This is a genomic window from Phycisphaerae bacterium (genome assembly GCA_018003015.1).
Lineage (GTDB): Bacteria > Planctomycetota > Phycisphaerae > UBA1845 > PWPN01 > JAGNEZ01.
Genome location: JAGNEZ010000021.1, coordinates 1 through 16,507, shown reverse-complemented (window position 1 = coordinate 16,507; position 16,507 = coordinate 1). Strand labels below are relative to the sequence as shown.

Genomic DNA, 16,507 nt, shown 5'->3' with positions numbered 1-16,507 from the left:
CTCCGACTACGCCAGGTCAAACCGCTCCGAATGGTAGTCCCCGATCGGAATGCCAAGCCGACGGAGAGATCGCTCGACCGCATCCATCATCGTCGGCGGCCCGCAAATCAGGTATTCGTATCGCCCGTCCCGCGGCATGTGGCGGCCTAGAAGCTCCTGGCTCAGGAGACCCTTCTCGCCCGTCCAGCCGACCGGCGGGTTGGCAAGCACGTAAACCACCTTGAGCCTCAGCCTCGCCGCCAGCACATCGATCTCCTCACGAAATGTCAACCCATCGTAGTCCTGCCCGCCGTAGATCAGCACCAGTGGCCGACGATCACCTCGATCGGCCAGCGTCCGCAAGTGGCTCATCATCGGCGTGATGCCAATACCGCCCGCGATGAATACAAATCCGTAGGCTCGCACGTGGCGGTCGGCGCTTAACACGCCGAAGGGGCCGTCAACGTACACCCGCTGCCCCACCTGCACCTCGCGGATGCGCCGGGTGAAATCACCCAGGGCCTTGATGGTGAACTCCAGACGCCCGGGAGCACGCTCGGCACTCCCGGAAAACGAGAACGGGTGCTCCCGGTCCGAAAACGGCGAGTCCCCGACGGTAACCCAGGCGAATTGCCCCGGCTGAAACCGGATTCCCGGGTGGCCGAGCGGAGCGACCGCAAGAGTGTGGGCGTCACCGCGTTCCGGTCGCAGCCCCTCAACAACATACGGCGTGCCAAGCTCCAACCATGGCTTGATCAGCCGCACCCACAAGGTGAGCGATAGCCACATCAGCGTGTAACCCAGCCAAAAGAAGCGCTTCCAGGGAGTCTGCAGGTAGTGGTTGATCTCGAAGACGTGCACAACACCGCACAGAATGGCCAGCGAGGCAAGCACGCCGTGCAGCCGGCGCCAACCGTCGTAGCCGATCCTCAGGGGCCGACGAAAGAGCGAGGCTCCAACCAGAATCGTCACTGCGAGGGCCGCGTAGAAGCCAAAACGCGGGTAGAAAGGATGGTTGATGAAGTCGAACCGGATGAGGACCGCCGGAAGATCAACCAGGGTCAACAGGAGGGGATGGGCGAGAATGAAGCCGAAGGCGATGAGGGAAATCTGACGGTGAAAGCTGTAGACGATATCGCTGCCGTACGGCGCTTTGAGCCACTTGAACCGGGCCGTCAGGATAAACTGCAAACCCATCATGGCAAGCCCGACAAAGCCAAGGGCAACTGAGGCTTCTCGAATGAACTCACGCTTCGGTTGTGCAGCGCCGACGAGGACGATCAGCAGAGGGGCCAGTGCCAAGATGAGGTACAGCGTCAACCAGAGAGCGCCTTGGACGACGTAGTTGATCCGCATGACTGCTCAACACGCCCTGTGACAACCATCTTCGTCAAGACCGGTCGTGGTCGCGCCCGATCTCCCCGCCCGGCGCGGAAAGATGATAACCCGGCGCCGGTGAAGGAGCCAAACCACACCCGACGAGGCTGACGGGACGGCGCGCACGCCGCGGACGAGAAGTCACCAAATCGGCCCGCGTGCAAAAGGACTGAGCACCGACCGGGCAAATCGCCTCGGACGGCAGGTAGCCTCCTGACTCTGCACCCCATGCTCTCAGTCCAGCACCACGCCTACTCATCGGCCGGTACGCATGACTCATCACTTTGGCTCAGGCAATCCGCTCATCCACTCCCTCACCGCCATCGCGGCCGTCTGGACAATGCCCTCCGTTCCCGCACCCGAGTCCTGAGCCTCCATCATCCGCCGCACGAGAGCACTGCCGATGATCGCACCGTCCGCCTCACTGCACACCAGCCTGACCTGCTCGGCCTTGCTGATGCCGAAGCCAACAACCACCGGGCGGCCCGAGGACTTCCTCAACTCGCGGACGTTGGCAACCAGCTCCGGCGGCAGCTGGTCCCGCTCGCCGGTGATGCCCGTCACCGACATGTAGTAGACAAAACCCGTCGATAGCTCGGCCAGCCGCTCCCTCCGGTCCGGCGACGAGGCCGGCGAAACCAGCATGGACAGTCGCAGCCCAGCCTCGGCAATCCGGGCCGCCACTTGCGGGGCCTCCTCCAGCGACAGATCGGGCACAATCAGGCCGTCGATCCCACCGTCCGCCGCCATCCGCAGGAACGGCTGCAGCCCAATCCGATAGACGATCGAGTAACTCAACATGGCCAGCAACGGCAGCTCCCGACGCCGCCGGAACTGCTTGACCATCTCCAGGATGTCCTTCACACGGATGCCCGTGTCCAGAACCCGGGTGAACGACGACTGGATGATCGGCCCGTCCGCGATCGAGTCGGAATAAGGAAACCCGAGCTCGACAGCTGTAACACCCGTATCCGCCAGAGCTTCGAGCACCCGCTCAGTGGTGTGGAGGTCCGGCAGGCCGGCGGTCACGTAGGGTAACAAGCCCTTCCTCCCGACCGCTGCCAGCCGAGCGAAGGCCTGATCGATGCGATTCGATGACTCACTCATGGTCCGGCCAGAATACTCGCCGGAATGGGGTTAATCCAGCATCCTGGGCGATTGACCGATCAACGCCCGGAGTCGATACTGATACCGAACGCCTCCAGGGTGGGGGAACAGAGTAGGAGGCCCGCTCGCGTGAGAGCCCTCTGTCTCAAGGACACACTTCGATACGAAGCCGCCTATCCGGATCCCAAACCGGTCGACGGCGAGGCCCTCGTTGCCGTCAGGCTGGCCGGCATCTGCGCCACCGACCTGGAACTGGCCAAGGGCTACATGGGCTTCACCGGCGTGCCCGGGCACGAATTCGTCGGCACCGTGATCAAGGGCTCCCGCGCCTGGCGCGGCAAGCGGGTCGTGGCCGAGATCAACTGCATCTGCGGCAAGTGCGACATGTGCCAGCGCGGCCTGGCCAATCACTGCCGCCGCCGGACCGTACTGGGCATCGATCGGCACGACGGCGTCTTCGCCGAGCAGGTCGTGGTTCCAGAACGTAATCTCCACGAGGTGCCAGCCTCAGTCAGCGACGCCCAGGCCGTCTTCGTCGAGCCGCTGGCGGCCGCCCTCCAGGTCATCAAGCAGTCCCGGATCGAGAAACGAATGCGAGTCGCGGTGATCGGCTCCGGCCGGCTCGGCCTGCTCGTCGCTCAGGTGCTCAAGACCACTGGCTGCGACCTCGAGATCGTCGGGCGGAACGAACTCACCCTGAACTTCTGCGAAAAACGGGGCATCCGCGGAACCTCGGTCCGCGAACTCTCCCCTCGTGCCGACCGTGACGTGATCGTCGAATGCAGCGGCTCACCCGCCGGCCTGGACCTGGCCCTGGCCATGCTCCGTCCGCGCGGCACAATCGTCCTCAAGAGCACCTACGCTCAGCAGTCGCCGATCAACCTCACCCCCGTCGTCGTCCAGGAACTGACCGTCCTCGGCAGCCGCTGCGGCCCCTTCCCGGACGCCATCGCTACCCTCGCCCGCGGCGAAATCGACGTCGATTCCATGATCACCCGGCAACTGCCCCTCGACCGCGGCGCCGAGGCCTTCGAGATGGCCGCCGATCCCCGCTCCATCAAGATCCTCCTCAAAATCGGGTCATAGCCCATGCTTCAGACAACCCACGGCGATCTCACCCTGCTGCACTTTCCCCGCCTCGCCCGCGAGACCGGCCTCGCCCACGCCATAACCACCAAACCGCAAAACTACGCCCCCCACCGCGGCAACCACCGCGAAGCCGCCCTCGACGCGCGACAGAGGGTCTGCAAAATCCTCGGCCTGGAATACGACCGGCTCACCTCGCCCGAACAGGTCCACGGCGGCGAGGTCGTCGCCGTCGAAAACACCGACATCGGCCGGGGCCGCGATGGACGGGGCACGGCCGTTCGCTACGTGGATGGCTTGCTCTGCGACAAGCCGGGCGTCCCGTTAATCCTCCTCTCCGCCGACTGCCCGCTCGTCTGCGTCTATGATCCCCGGCGCCACGCGGTCGGAGCAGTCCACGCCAGCTGGCAGGGCACCGTCGCGCACGCCACAGCCAACCTCGTTGCCCAGATGACCCGGCTCTTCAACTGCGACCCCGCCCGACTCCTGGCCGCCATCAGCCCGTCCGCCGGCCCATGCTGCTACGAGGTGGGCCACGACGTCCGCCGCATCGCCCAAGGTAAGCTCGATCACGCCAACACGTTCTTCACCCCGCGCAACGACCGCTTCCTGTTCGATCTCTGGTCCGCCAACCACGCCCAGTTGACCGCATCCGGCGTGCACCCGGACAACATCGAGATCGCCAGCCTCTGCTCGATCTGCGACCACCACTTCTGGAGCCACCGCCGCGACGGCGCCGAGGCCGGCCGCTCCGCGCTCTTCCTGGCTCTGCGCGACCGCTGAATCCGGCAAGCAGCATGGACTATCCTCACCCAAGGCGAGACAAGCTCGCCAGACAGGCCCATCCAGCGACGAAAAGCCCACTCGCCTTCGGCAAGAAGCAAGAAGTGCTTTGACTCAGGTCGACCCGCGACGGTCCACTTGACGAACTCGGCGCCGTCGCCAGGCGAAACCGGTGGAAAGCCAGTTCGATCTGACCGCCCTCCCCAAGACACTCTGCCAATCGAACGCCCCCCCGGGCAGGGACAAGACGGAATCCGGCTCCGGACGACCACCCAGCTCGCCCACGCCCTCCTTGCCTGGCAGACCCACGGCTTCGCGGCCGGGTAAGCCCAGCACGATGAAAGCCAACCGCGGAAAACGGCGGATCATCCGCCCGATCACCATGGGTATCAGCATCGTGGCCAGCACGACCGCTGCGAACCAGAAATACACGCTCGGGACGCCCGGCCGGAGCCGCCCGACCAGCAGCGACAAGGGGTGGCCAACCATGATGACGTGCAGTAGGTAGATGTCGTATGAGTAAAAACCGATTCGAGCCAATACCGCCGCAGGACGCTCCGCATGCCGGTCAAGCAAGCCGCACCCCCAGAAGACCATCAATGCCCCCGAGGTGAAAGCAACAAGGGTCAGCACGCGCTTGGGCATCCCGCCGTCCAGGCTGGGCCACGGTCGTGTGACCAGAATGCACAACACCGCAATGAACACGGCGGCCGCGGCAGCCAGGTGTCCGACTCGCGGGCGCCATCCATCGGCGGCGTCGCGGCGATACCAGAACCCCAGAGCGAAAATCGGCAGGTAAGTCACCACGTCCGCCAGGCCAAACCACGACCAGCCTTCACCGTCCACCGGCCAGCGAATCGGAATCAGGGATGCGGCAGCCAGCACCACGAGTAGCATGCTGGTTCGGCGGGAAGGAATCGATCGCTGGAGCAGCGGCCAGATCAGGAAAATGAGCATCAGACAATGGAGAAACCACAAATGCCCGGCGATTCCGCTGCGCGGAACCAGGACCGAGTCCACCGTGGCCATGCAGCCCTGCCAGAAGGTGAGTCGGCCCGCGGTCCCACCCAACAGCGTCGTCTTGATCACAAGGGTCAGAAGCGAAACCGAGAGAAAGGGCAGCATCAACCGACAGAACTTCCTGCCTGCAAATCGGATGTAACTGGCCAGGTCAACGACCGTCTCGCGGCTCATACCCGCGGCGAACCCGGCCATCAGCATGAACGTCGGAATGTGCATCGATGAGCACGCACTCATCACCCAGTCAACGAAGCTGGCGTTCATCGTATCCACGTGATACCGATGAAAGTACTGGGGAACGTGGAACACGACTACGGCAAATTGGGCCACGGCCCGGGCCATGTCCACGTCCCGGCGGCGGCCAAGACCGGGGCGAGCGGCAGCAGAAACAGCGGTTGTGTCGGGCATCGCCATGTAACTGCGAGCAAGATCCGGAGGAGCCCGGGAATCCCACCGGCCGTTCAGCCAGCAATGCAGGGTCCGAGCCACCCTGCACCAGCTCCGATGAGCCGCATGTTAGCCCCGACGCCGCGGGGCGACAAGATCGCGGCTCCATCGTCCGTTCGGATGGCGTTCAGGAACTCGGGCAAAAGCTTGGGGCGATCATGGAAATCGAAGAACGGCACCGATCGACCAGGTCGGGAAGCCCGAAACCGCGAATCACCGGATCACCCGCGATGCTCGCCGATGATGCCCGCCCCCTCGGCCTCGACCATTTCTGCTTTCCTTGCTTCCCTGCTACAATGCCGGGGCCGCGCACTCTGTCCCTGCAGCCTGGAGGATCGCTGCCCATGAGTCGCTTCACTCTGGCATCGCTGCCATGCCTGGCCGTCCTCGTCGCACCGGTCTCCGCCCAGATCAGTACGCGGGTGGTCCTCGTCAGTCACCGCGTGGCCAACCTGGGCTCCGCACCGATGGAGAGCGTGACCGCCCACTGCATCCTGCCTGCTTCAAACCTGTATCAGGAGGTCCTGAACTGGCAAATCGACCCCGCACCCGCCCATACCCAGACCGACTCCGAGGGACAAGAGGTGGTGGTCGTCCCCCTGGGAACCATCCCTCCCGGTCAATGTCGCTCCGTACGCCTCGCCGCGTGGGCCCGGCTGAAGCCCGCCAACGTCCCGCTGGTCCGCAAGCCCGCCGGCATTGAGCCACTCGACGACCTGGTACGCGCCGCCCTGGTAGCCGACGATCTGCCCTTGCGCTTGCCGAAGGTCAAACCCCTGGCGGAGAAGATCGCCGCCAGCAAAACCCGCGACGTCGACCGCGCCCGGCTGTTCTATGAATGGATGGCCGGACATTGCCACTACGACATCGACCTGAAGGACGATCCGGCGGACGCCGTTCTGGCCGGCGTGCCCGGCTCGTGCACCGAACTGGCTTTCGCCTTCATCGCCCTCTGCCGCTCCGTGGATATCCCCGCCCGGCTGACGACCGCCTACGTCAACCGCCAGGACGAGCAGCCTTCAACCGATTGGCGAACCCACGCTTGGGCAGAATTCTACGCCGAGGGCATCGGCTGGGTCCCGGTCGACCCCACCAACCGGCTGAACTACCCCCGCCAGGACTACTTCGCCCGCCAGGAACCCAAGTACCTGACCGTACGCGACGACGGCGTGCCCCTCGATGAACCACCCGACCCCGCCTGGCGCATCGTCTTCGTCACCACCACGACACCCCTGCCGACCATGGCTATCAGCCGCACAGCCGTCTGGCACGCCTCGGTCGGCCGCACCGATGAGACCGCGTTCTTCGTCTCCGCCTGCGAGGCCCTCCGCAAGACCGAAGAGGAGGAACGCCTCGCGGCAGTGCAGGAGTGGTTCCGCGGCCGGCAGCCGCTCCGCGTCGCGTTCCTGCTCGAGGCCACCTTCGATCCCTCTGCAAGGATTCGAAAGATGGCACTCGATGCTCTCGGCCAGACCCGCGACGGCACCCTCATGATCCCCCTCATGGACATGCTCAAATCGGAAAAGGACGAGTCGGTCAAGGCCGCCATCCTGGCTGCCGCTCGGCAACTGCTTGACGATGCCGAGGGAGAACAACGAGCCCTCGTCGTGGCAGAATTGGCCAAGAGCCGCAACGAGGAAGCCCTCAAACTGCTCAAGGGAATCTGGAACGACTCCTCGCGGGCGGTGCGGGTCATGGCCGCCCAGATGCTGTACAAGTTCGGCGACAAACCCGCCGTACATGAAGAGTACCGCCGGCTGCTGACCGACGAGGACGACTACGTGCGGGTGCTGGCCGCCCTGCGATGGTCACGCATCGGTACCAGGGAATCACTCGAAGCCCTCATCGATTTCCTGGAGAGCAATGTCGACTGGGACCGCCGCAGGGTCTTCGAAACGCTGAGGCGACTCTCCGGCGACGGATTCGGCTACGTCCCGGCCGCGAGACCATCAAGCAACCGCGCGGCCATCCGCAGATTCAAGGACTGGGTCGCCAAGCAGCCGGCCATACGACCCCCGACCTCGGCCCCCGAGGAGTCGGATACGCCCGAGCGCCGGGAGTAGGAATCGGGCGCCCTCACTCCTGGCGGCCAGCGAAGAACGGAGTCACGATCGTGCGTCTTGTCCCCCCTCGCTTGAGCTCGACCCTCTGGTTGATTTGCCTGGCAGCCACGGCGCTCCGCACCGAGCCGACGCTCGCGCAATCTCCAGGAGAAACGAAGATCACGCCGGCCATCGGTATGTGGTACACCGTGTGGTGGACCCAGGACGACCGCTACCACCATTGGGCCAATTGCCACGTCTTCCCCACCCGCGGCTGGTACACGGCCGGCGACCCGAAGGTGATCGCGGATCACTACGCCCAGTTGCGCGATATGGGCGTCGACTTCCTGGTCCTGGACGACACCAACTGCATCGGCAACGACGGCGGACAAATCAACGACAACATCCGGGCATGGTTCGACTTCATGGACGCCAGACCGCCAGTCGAGCGGATCCCGATGTGCATCGGCAGCGGCGGGGAGATGCGCGCCGAGGGCCGCACCGGTCAGCAGCGGGCGGCCGATTTCTACGCCAGCCATTGGGCCAGGCGACCGTCCTACTTCCAGCTCGATGGCAAACCGCTCCTGCTGGTCGATACGGACAAGAACTACGGGCCCGGCGACTGGGACGACCCGCGATTCACCGTGCGATGGGCATACAACGGAGACAACCACGCGACCATGAAACAACGGCAGACCTGGGGCTGGGGCTCCTACGAGCCGGCACCCGTTCTCGAGGAGTGCATGAGCATCTGGCCGGGCCATCGGTTCCCCGGATTCGTGGCCCGGCAAGGCAAGGACCCACTCGAGGAACCGCGCGAGGGCGGCCAACTCTATGTTCGTATGTGGCTGCGAGTGCTCAAAGCCCGGCCTCGCTTCGTGACCGTCGCCGACTACAACAACTTCGAGGAAGAAACCGCCATCGAACCCAGCTATACTTGGGAAGACCCTCGCGGACACGCGGTCCCGGATCTGTATGTGCGTATCACCCGGGCCTATGCCCGCCTCCGAACCGGGATACTCGTGGCCGGCGAGTTCTATCGCGACGAGGACAGGCCGAACGTGTACCTGTACGACGGCCAAAGGCTCGTCCACCAGGGAGCTATGCCCCGCCGGGCAGTCGTCATCCTGACCCCCTCGGGAATGCTCGACCAAATCCGGCAGCGGACGAACACCGGCACCACACCGGCCGCCCCAGAGAACAAACCACAATGACCCCGCCCCACTCCCCCCCCTCGACGCCCACAGGCACGCCATGGCTGATCATCGGTCTCTGGGCCCTCTGTGGCTGCTCCACCACCACCCTCCAGGCCGGCCATGACCACCCCGACCAAGATGACGTGATCATCAAGGAAGGCCGATTCCTGCTGGCTCACGCGGGCCAGGACAACCGGCAATCAGCGAGCCGACCGTTCGTCCCCTGGGGATACAACTACGACCGGACCGTCGTCAACGGGCGTGATCTCTTGCTCGAGGACGTCCTCCGCGAACAGCCGCAAAAGGTCGCCCGTGATCTGGCAACCATGCGGGCAATGGGCGGCAACGTGGCCCGCGTGTTCGTGGCCACCGCGGACATCCTGGACGGCCCCGAACAGCCCAGCCCCGAGGGTCTGCGAAAACTGAGTCTGCTGCTCGACGCCACCCGGCGCGGCGGCATGCGGCTGATCCTCGTCGGGCTGGCCAATCTGCGCCCAGACACGGCGCCCGCCTGGCTCCAGAAGGCCGACGACGCCACCATGAAGATCACCCAGATCACCTTCTGGCGAACCGTCGCTCGGCAGTGCCGCGGCGAGCCGACCATCTTCGCCTACGACCTGCAGAACGAGCCGGCTGTCCCCTGGAACGACACCCAGTTGTGGGTCATCGGCTGCTTCGACATGTCCGGCGGACAGAAGTTCTGCTATGTGCACTACCTCTGCCGGCAGATGGGCATGCAGTGGACACAGTACATCCACAAACGGTTCGCCAACCAGGCCGCCCTCCGCCGCCATTGGCCGGATTACCCCCGGCCGGGAGAATCATGGACGGCCATCGCTATCCCCAAACAGGATCCGAAGGACCCACGCTACGGCGAGTACTTCGGCCTGCACGCGGAGCTGATGGCAACCTGGGCGGACCGGCTCGCGAACGCGATCCGGGCCGAGGACCCCGGACATCTCATTACCGTCGGGGCACTCAACCCGCCAGCCTTCGCCCGCACGGTCGACTTCCACTCCTTCCATTTGTACCCCGAGCGCGTACCCGCCGGCCAGGACTTCTTGGCCCTCAACCGCGATCGATGGCGGCGGCGCATCGCCGAGGTGCCCGACCGCAAACCGGTAGTGATCGAGGAGTTCTACCCTATGGTGGTACCCCAGGGAATCACATTCCAGCAGACCCTCGACACAATGCTGACCGCAACCAGGCCGCGAGCGTCCGGCTGGATCAGCTTCTACTGGGGTCCGGCCGCCGAACTCAACTGGCCGGTGCCGATGATGCGCCCGTTGTACGAGGACTGGCTCAAGGTGTGGAACGAGACGGGCAGACGCGAGTCGCCCCCCGCAGCCCATGAACGCTGACCCCACAACAACGGTACGACCGACCAGCACGCAACTCGTCCGGCTCTCAAGACCGCGACGAACTGCCCGACGCCAGCTGGTACGCCGCATATAGGACCGCACCAACCAGCACGGCCGCATCACCGAACACGCAGGATACGATGTCGTAGCGGCCCTTGTTCGTGATGAGCACGTATTCGTCCGTGTAGCGGCGGATGGGCCCGAGCAGAATCTCGCCCAGCTTGCCCACACCACCGCCGATACTGACCCGCTCGGCACTGATGAGCGTCAGTACGTTGGCCAGGCCGATCGAGAACGAGTGAGCGATGCGATCGATCTCCGCCAGGGCAAAAGCGTCACCGGCCGTCGCCGCAGCCCCGAGCGCCTGGCAGGTGATCCGGCTGACGTCCTCGCCGCAAGACACCATCAGTGCCGATTCCCCGGGCACATAGCCGGGGCTGCGCAGCCGCCGCTCGATCGCCCAGCCGCTGCACAAATCCTCAACCTTCCGCGGAACGCCCGGAACGCCGGCCGTCCAGTCCGGAAGGTAAGTGTGCCCAAAGTAGGCCCCGCCGTAACCCTGCCCGTCAAAACACTGCCCGTTGAACACGAACACCCCCCCAATCCCGCTGCCAATATTAGTGTAAAAGAACTGCCGCACCCCACGGCCGCTGCCCAGATGATACTCGCCGTACCCGCCGGCTACCGTGTCGTTGAGGATAATGGTGGGCAATCCAGACCGATCCTCAAACCACTGCTTGAGCATCATGTCCTTCCAGCCCTGAACCTGCACGCTGGTCAGAATGCGCCCGGTCGAAGACTCAATGAACCCGCCAAAACCGACGCATATCCCCGCCACCCGCCCACCAAAACCCTGCGCTCGTTCGATCAGGCCATCGATCTGCCCGCCGACCCACCGCAGAATGCCCGCCGCGCCTTCCGCAAGGACAACCTCCTCTTGCACCAGATGGAGAATCTCACCCTGGTCGTTGCCCAGCGCAACCTGGGTCTTCGTACCTCCGATCTCGACACCCACGAATAGCCGCCCCATGCACCAGCCTCCCCTCGACTACGGGGCCACGCCGCCCGGCAACCAGTCCGGACAGCCAGCTGAAAAACACGCGACAACACCTGCCGCAGATCCGAGCCGCGCGGCTAGCGTACTGATGCTCAACCACCGTCGCAACACCACCACTCCTCTCCCCGCCGCACCGGCCGACAGACAAGCACGTCAACCGACCGCGAAACCCACCCACGCAACCGGACACCCCTCGGACCCCACCCAAACCCGCGGTGGACGAGGAGGAAACGCCCGAGCCCGCCGTCCGACAGAGTGAGACCGCCCGGGTGCCACAAGCCGATTGAGGAGTCCCCCCTCGGCGATTAGAATGTCGACGCCCGAAACACGATCTCCCGAGCCCGTTCGAGAGGTGCGACCCATGGCCCACCAGTTCGAGTTAGGTTTCCTCGGCGCGGGAAACATGGCCGAAGGTATCGTCGCCGCCGTCGTCGGCACGAAGCTCTATCCTCCCGAGCAACTGATCGTGGCCGACCCCCTGCCCGCACGCCGCGAGTTCTTCCAGCGGCAGTTCGGCGTCCCCGCCACCGGAGACAACCGCCGGGTGACGGCCGAGTGCCGGCGCATCGTCCTGGCAGTCAAACCCCAGGGCTTCAACGAGGCCGCCGAGGCGATCCGCGACCTGGTCCGCGGCGAGCAACTCCTGATCAGCATTATGGCCGGTATCAGTACCCGCCGGATCGCAGCGGCATTTCCCGGAACCATACCCAGGATCGTGCGGGTCATGCCCAACTTGGCCATCAAGGTCGGAGCCGGCATCGCCGGACTGTGCCCCGGTGAGCAGGCCACCGAGCAGGATCTCGCCGAAACCCGGGCCATCTTCGATGCCGGCGGCGCAACCGTGGTACTCTCGGATGAGTCACTCATGGATGCGCTGACGGCCGTCTCCGGCTCCGGGCCAGCCTATTTCTACGCGTTTGTCGAGGCCATGGCCGCCGGCGGCGTATCCTGCGGATTGAACCAGACCGACGCCCTCAGACTCGCCGAATACGCCTGCCTCGGCGCGGCCCGAATGATGATCGAGACCGGCGAACCGCCCGCCGAGCTCCGCCGCAAGGTGACCAGCAAGGGCGGTACGACCTTCGCTGCCCTGGAACACTTGGAGAGAGCAGGCGTACCCGAAGCCATCCACGACGCCGTGCGCGCAGCCTGTCAACGAGGACAGGAACTGGGAAGAGAAGGCTGAGAATGGAAAATACAAAAACAGACTGACCCGCTCCAGACACCGGTGCCAATACGCAAACCGGGCGAATGGTGGCATGAAATCGAGGAAGTGTTTCACACAAACTAGCGGATCGTGCGGCCTCATGACCACGCAACACTTGCTGATCGCCGATCGCTGACCACTGATCACTGGCCCTTACCCAAGGATAACCCATGCTCGCAATGCAGCTTCGAATCGAAGGACTCGACCTCACAATCATCATCGCCTATTTCGTGATCGTCATCACCATCGGCTGCCTGGCGGGTCACCGGCAGCGAAAGTCCTCTCAGGGCGGAAAGGACTACTTCCTGGCGGGGGGAACCCTGACTTGGCCGATGATCGGCTTGGCCCTGTTCTCAACCAACATCTCGACCATCCACCTCGTCAGCCAGGCCCAGGAAGGCTACATGAACGGCCTGGCCTGCGGTAACTTCGAGTGGATGGCTCCCTTCACCCTCATCGCCCTCTCACTGTTCTTCGTCCCGTTCTACATCCGCTCCAAGGTCACCACCCTGCCCGACTTCCTGGAAAAACGCTACAGCCGGGCAAGCCGCAACTGGCTGGCCGTCCTCTCGATCGTCTCCGCGATCTTCATACACATCGGTTTCTCGCTCTACACCGGGGCCGTCGTCCTCCGAGGCATGTTCGGCATCGATCTGTACACCAGCATCATCGGCGTGTCCGTGCTGACCGGCCTCTACACCATCGTCGGCGGCTTGCTGGCCGTCGTGCTGACCGAGTCCATCCAGACGATCATCCTCCTCGCCGGGGCCATCTGCATCACCCTGTTCGGCCTGCACGAGGTCGGCGGGTGGTCGGGCATGGCCGCCCACGTCGAGCCGGTCAAGCTGACCATGCTGCGATCCGCAGACGATCCCGCCAACCTGCCCTGGTACTCGGTATTCCTGGGCTACCCGGTCATCGGCCTGTGGTACTGGTGCGCCGACCAGACCATCGTCCAGCGCGTGCTCGGAGCCAAGAGCGAAAACCACGCCCGCGTCGGACCACTGTTCACCGGCTTTATCAAAATCCTCCCCGTCTTCATCTTCGTGATGCCCGGCACAATCGCCCTCGCCCTCGTCAACCAGGGCAAAATGTCACCGCTGGCCATCAAGGCAACCGAGCCAAAACCGGGAGCGGCCAACGACCTCCCCGAGGTCGAGCAGAAGGTCTACGACGCTCTCCTGGCCCGGGGAACGGGGAGTGAATCACGCGCCCGCGTCGATGAAATCGCCAAGGAAACCGGGCTCCAGAACACCACCGTGGTCCAGACCACCAACCAACTGGTCCACAAGAAACTGGCCCGCGTTCGATCCGACGATGTCTACGCCCACATGATCATGGAACTGCTCCCCGTCGGCCTCAAAGGCGTGGTCGCCGCCGCCCTGCTGGCCGCCCTCATGAGCACCGTCTCCGGAGCCCTTAACTCCATCGCCACCCTGTTCTGCTACGACATCTACAAACAGCTCCGCCCCAACGTCCCCGACCGAACCCTGGTCCGCATCGGCCAGGGAGTCACCCTCGTGGCCATGATCATCTCCATCCTCTGGACACCCGCCCTCCAGCACTACGAGAGCATCTACCAGGGAGTCAACACCCTCATCTCCTACATCGCCCCACCCATCACCGCTGTCTTCGTCCTGGGCGTGTTCTGGCGCCGAGCCTCGGCATCCGGCGCGTTCATCACCCTCGTGGCCGGATCGGCAATGGGCATCCTGGTCTTCTTCCTGGACTGGAACAAGCACGCCGCCTGGCTCACCCCCTACATCACCTGGAAAGTACCATTCATGATGGCGGCCTTCTACCTGTTCATCGCCTGCTCCGCAGTCATGGTGGTGGCGTCACTCGGGCGACCCGACCCGCCATCCGCAGAAAAGGACGCCCTCTGCTGGAGTAGCCCACTGGCCGCCCTGCGCGGCGAAGCCTGGCCGGGACTCGGTAACTACCGCGTCCTGGCCACTATCCTGTTCGTGATCATGGTTGCCCTGTACATCATTTTCAGATAGGAACAACCGCCAGCCCGGCCCGCGACCAGAAACCCCGCGGCCGTACCGTTCGAGTGGAGTCCACCATGAAACACTTGTTGCCCGCTGCGTTGACCATCACCGCATTGTCCTTCTCGCCCGGCTGCAAGGAGCGCTCGCCCGCGCCCGGAGCCCAGTCCGCCCCGGCCTCGCCCACCGCCCACACCGCCAACCGCCACATCGCGGTCATCCCCAAGGGCATGACCCATGAATTCTGGAAGGCCATGGAGGCCGGGGCCCGCAAGGCCGCCGCCGAAATCGGAAACGTCGAAATCGATTACAAGTCGTCGGCCAAGGAGGACGACACCCAGACCCAGATCAGCCTGGTGCAGAACTTCGTGAGCACCAGGGTGGACGCCATCGTGCTCGCCCCCCTCAGCGATCAGGCCCTCGTCGCCCCCGTCCGCCTCGCCGGACAGGCCAAGATCCCCGTGGTCATCGCCGACTCGCCCCTGGCCGCCCAGGTCGGCAAGGATTTCATCGCCTACGTCGGAACCGATAACTACAAGGCCGGCGTACTCGCCGGCAAGCGAATGGGCGAACTCATGCAGAACCAAGGAGCCGTCATGGTCCTACGCTACGCGGAAAGCTCCGCCAGTACGCGACATCGCGAGGACGGATTCTTGAACACGATGAGCAAGGAGTCCCCCGGCGTGGCTATCATCGACCCGCCCCAGTACGCCGGCTCAGACGTCACCGGGGCCAAACGGGCGGCCGAAAACATGATCACCGCCCACATGGACAAGTTCCAGGGCGTCTTCTGCCCGAACGAAACCACGACCGCCGGCATGCTCATCGCCTTGGAGGCCCGCCAACTCGCAGGCAAGATCCAATTCGTCGGCTTCGACTCCCAGCCCCGACTCATCGCCGGCCTCAAGGACCGCAAACTCATGGGCATCGTCCTCCAGGATCCCTACAAGATGGGCTACCTCGGCGTTAAGTCCGCAATCGACTACCTCGAAGGCAAGACCGTCCAGCAGAACGTCGATACCGGGGCCACCCTCGCAACACCAGACAACCTGGAGACACCCGAGATCCAGAGACTGCTCTACCCCCTGGGTAAGTGAATACCCCAGACCGCCGATCCTCACCCTCACCCATCCACCGGATCGCCCCGGCCCAGGCCAACCACACCACCCTAAAACCCACAAACGCCGGACCGCCCCGCCGCCAGACCGAGAGCCGGGAACACCAGCAGAGCCCTGCGAGCTCGAACACGCCCCTTAACCACCCTCCACACCCGACACCATGGCCCAGCAGCACACCACACGACCAAACCCTCTACACCATCCGGGCACCCCACAACCACCCCGCCGAGTAACGCCAAACAGGATAGACCGGCGAAAAGATGTCACCACCCTATTGACAAGCATGACCATGATGCTTACCTTGCGGCCCCATCAGATCGTGGTCATGAGCACGCCGATAGGCGGTTATCAGCGGCTCATGTCAATAAGGTACGAACGAAAGGAGTCCTACATGAAGAAGGCATTGTTGGTGGCGGTGGCAGCGTTTGTCTCGATGTGCCAGTTCGGCTGCAACCTCAAGACGATCCACGATGTGGCTGTCCACATCATCGGAATCGGTGACCTGTTCAACATCGGGCCCTTCAACTGACCACCTCGCAGCCGGGGACGATGGTGCTGTCCAAAACATGGACACCACCACCTCCCCGGCTGTTTCTTTGCGCCCATCCCGCCGCTCGAATACCCCCCCAACACCCCGAAACGCCACCGGACCCCCCACAAGAACCCCCCCCCCCACCGCCCAACCGACCCCCCCCCCACCCACCCCCCCCCCCCCCCCCCCCGCCCCCCCCCGCCC

At 64.3% G+C, this 16,507-nt stretch carries 13 protein-coding genes; 9 read left to right on the top strand and 4 right to left on the bottom strand.

Annotated features, from left to right (window positions below; translation table 11 throughout):
• Window positions 1–6: 6 nt before the first annotated feature.
• Together KA354_11285 and trpA are read right to left on the bottom strand one after the other, a co-directional pair.
• Entirely contained in the window at window positions 7–1,335 is a 1,329-nt protein-coding gene (locus KA354_11285) for a ferric reductase-like transmembrane domain-containing protein (protein ID MBP7935220.1), read from the bottom strand.
• Between the two features lie 300 nt (window positions 1,336–1,635).
• The gene (gene trpA / locus KA354_11280) at window positions 1,636–2,463 is read right to left on the bottom strand and encodes a tryptophan synthase subunit alpha (protein MBP7935219.1); all 828 of its coding nucleotides are present in this window, start codon (window positions 2,461–2,463) and stop codon (window positions 1,636–1,638) included.
• A gap of 24 nt (window positions 2,464–2,487) precedes the next feature.
• Here trpA and KA354_11275 point away from each other — a divergent pair, with 24 nt between their 5' ends.
• Together KA354_11275 and pgeF are read left to right on the top strand one after the other, a co-directional pair.
• Window positions 2,488–3,549 carry an alcohol dehydrogenase catalytic domain-containing protein gene (locus KA354_11275; protein MBP7935218.1) on the top strand — a complete coding sequence of 354 codons (1,062 nt, stop codon included), beginning with the start codon at window positions 2,488–2,490 and terminating at the stop codon, window positions 3,547–3,549.
• Window positions 3,550–3,552: 3 nt separating this feature from the next.
• Window positions 3,553–4,332 carry a peptidoglycan editing factor PgeF gene (gene pgeF / locus KA354_11270; GenBank protein MBP7935217.1) on the top strand — a complete coding sequence of 260 codons (780 nt, stop codon included), beginning with the start codon at window positions 3,553–3,555 and terminating at the stop codon, window positions 4,330–4,332.
• A gap of 114 nt (window positions 4,333–4,446) precedes the next feature.
• Here the strand turns inward: pgeF and KA354_11265 are convergent, their stop codons facing one another.
• Window positions 4,447–5,841 carry an acyltransferase gene (locus KA354_11265; GenBank protein MBP7935216.1) on the bottom strand — a complete coding sequence of 465 codons (1,395 nt, stop codon included), beginning with the start codon at window positions 5,839–5,841 and terminating at the stop codon, window positions 4,447–4,449.
• A 302-nt stretch (window positions 5,842–6,143) separates the two neighbouring features.
• Between KA354_11265 and KA354_11260 the strand changes: the two genes are divergently transcribed.
• Genes KA354_11260 through KA354_11250 form a run of 3 tightly spaced genes read left to right on the top strand, consistent with a single transcriptional unit; the run spans window position 6,144 to window position 10,398 of the window.
• Window positions 6,144–7,862, top strand: a complete 1,719-nt coding sequence (locus tag KA354_11260) for a hypothetical protein (GenBank protein MBP7935215.1) — start codon at window positions 6,144–6,146, stop codon at window positions 7,860–7,862.
• A 50-nt stretch (window positions 7,863–7,912) separates the two neighbouring features.
• On the top strand, window positions 7,913–9,055 hold the full coding sequence (locus tag KA354_11255) for a hypothetical protein (protein ID MBP7935214.1): 1,143 nt from the start codon (window positions 7,913–7,915) through the stop codon (window positions 9,053–9,055).
• Entirely contained in the window at window positions 9,052–10,398 is a 1,347-nt protein-coding gene (locus tag KA354_11250) for a hypothetical protein (GenBank protein ID MBP7935213.1), read from the top strand. The genes KA354_11255 and KA354_11250 overlap by 4 nt, the downstream gene beginning before the upstream one ends.
• 46 nt (window positions 10,399–10,444) lie before the next feature.
• Here KA354_11250 and KA354_11245 read toward each other — a convergent pair whose 3' ends face one another.
• Window positions 10,445–11,428 (bottom strand): ROK family protein, encoded by a 984-nt coding sequence (locus KA354_11245; protein MBP7935212.1) that lies wholly within the window; start codon window positions 11,426–11,428, stop codon window positions 10,445–10,447.
• 388 nt (window positions 11,429–11,816) lie between these two features.
• Between KA354_11245 and KA354_11240 the strand changes: the two genes are divergently transcribed.
• The 4 genes from KA354_11240 to KA354_11225 all read left to right on the top strand — a co-directional run bounded on the left by KA354_11240 (window position 11,817) and on the right by KA354_11225 (window position 16,300).
• Complete coding sequence (locus KA354_11240) at window positions 11,817–12,641, top strand: pyrroline-5-carboxylate reductase (protein ID MBP7935211.1); 825 nt, start codon at window positions 11,817–11,819, stop codon at window positions 12,639–12,641.
• Window positions 12,642–12,832: 191 nt separating this feature from the next.
• Window positions 12,833–14,665: a sodium:solute symporter gene (locus KA354_11235; protein MBP7935210.1), complete on the top strand. Its 1,833-nt coding sequence runs from the start codon at window positions 12,833–12,835 to the stop codon at window positions 14,663–14,665.
• A gap of 65 nt (window positions 14,666–14,730) precedes the next feature.
• Window positions 14,731–15,750 (top strand): substrate-binding domain-containing protein, encoded by a 1,020-nt coding sequence (locus KA354_11230; protein ID MBP7935209.1) that lies wholly within the window; start codon window positions 14,731–14,733, stop codon window positions 15,748–15,750.
• A gap of 412 nt (window positions 15,751–16,162) precedes the next feature.
• A complete protein-coding gene (locus KA354_11225) occupies window positions 16,163–16,300 on the top strand; it encodes a hypothetical protein (protein MBP7935208.1) in 138 nt (45 codons plus the stop codon).
• The last annotated feature ends 207 nt before the right edge of the window (window positions 16,301–16,507 follow it).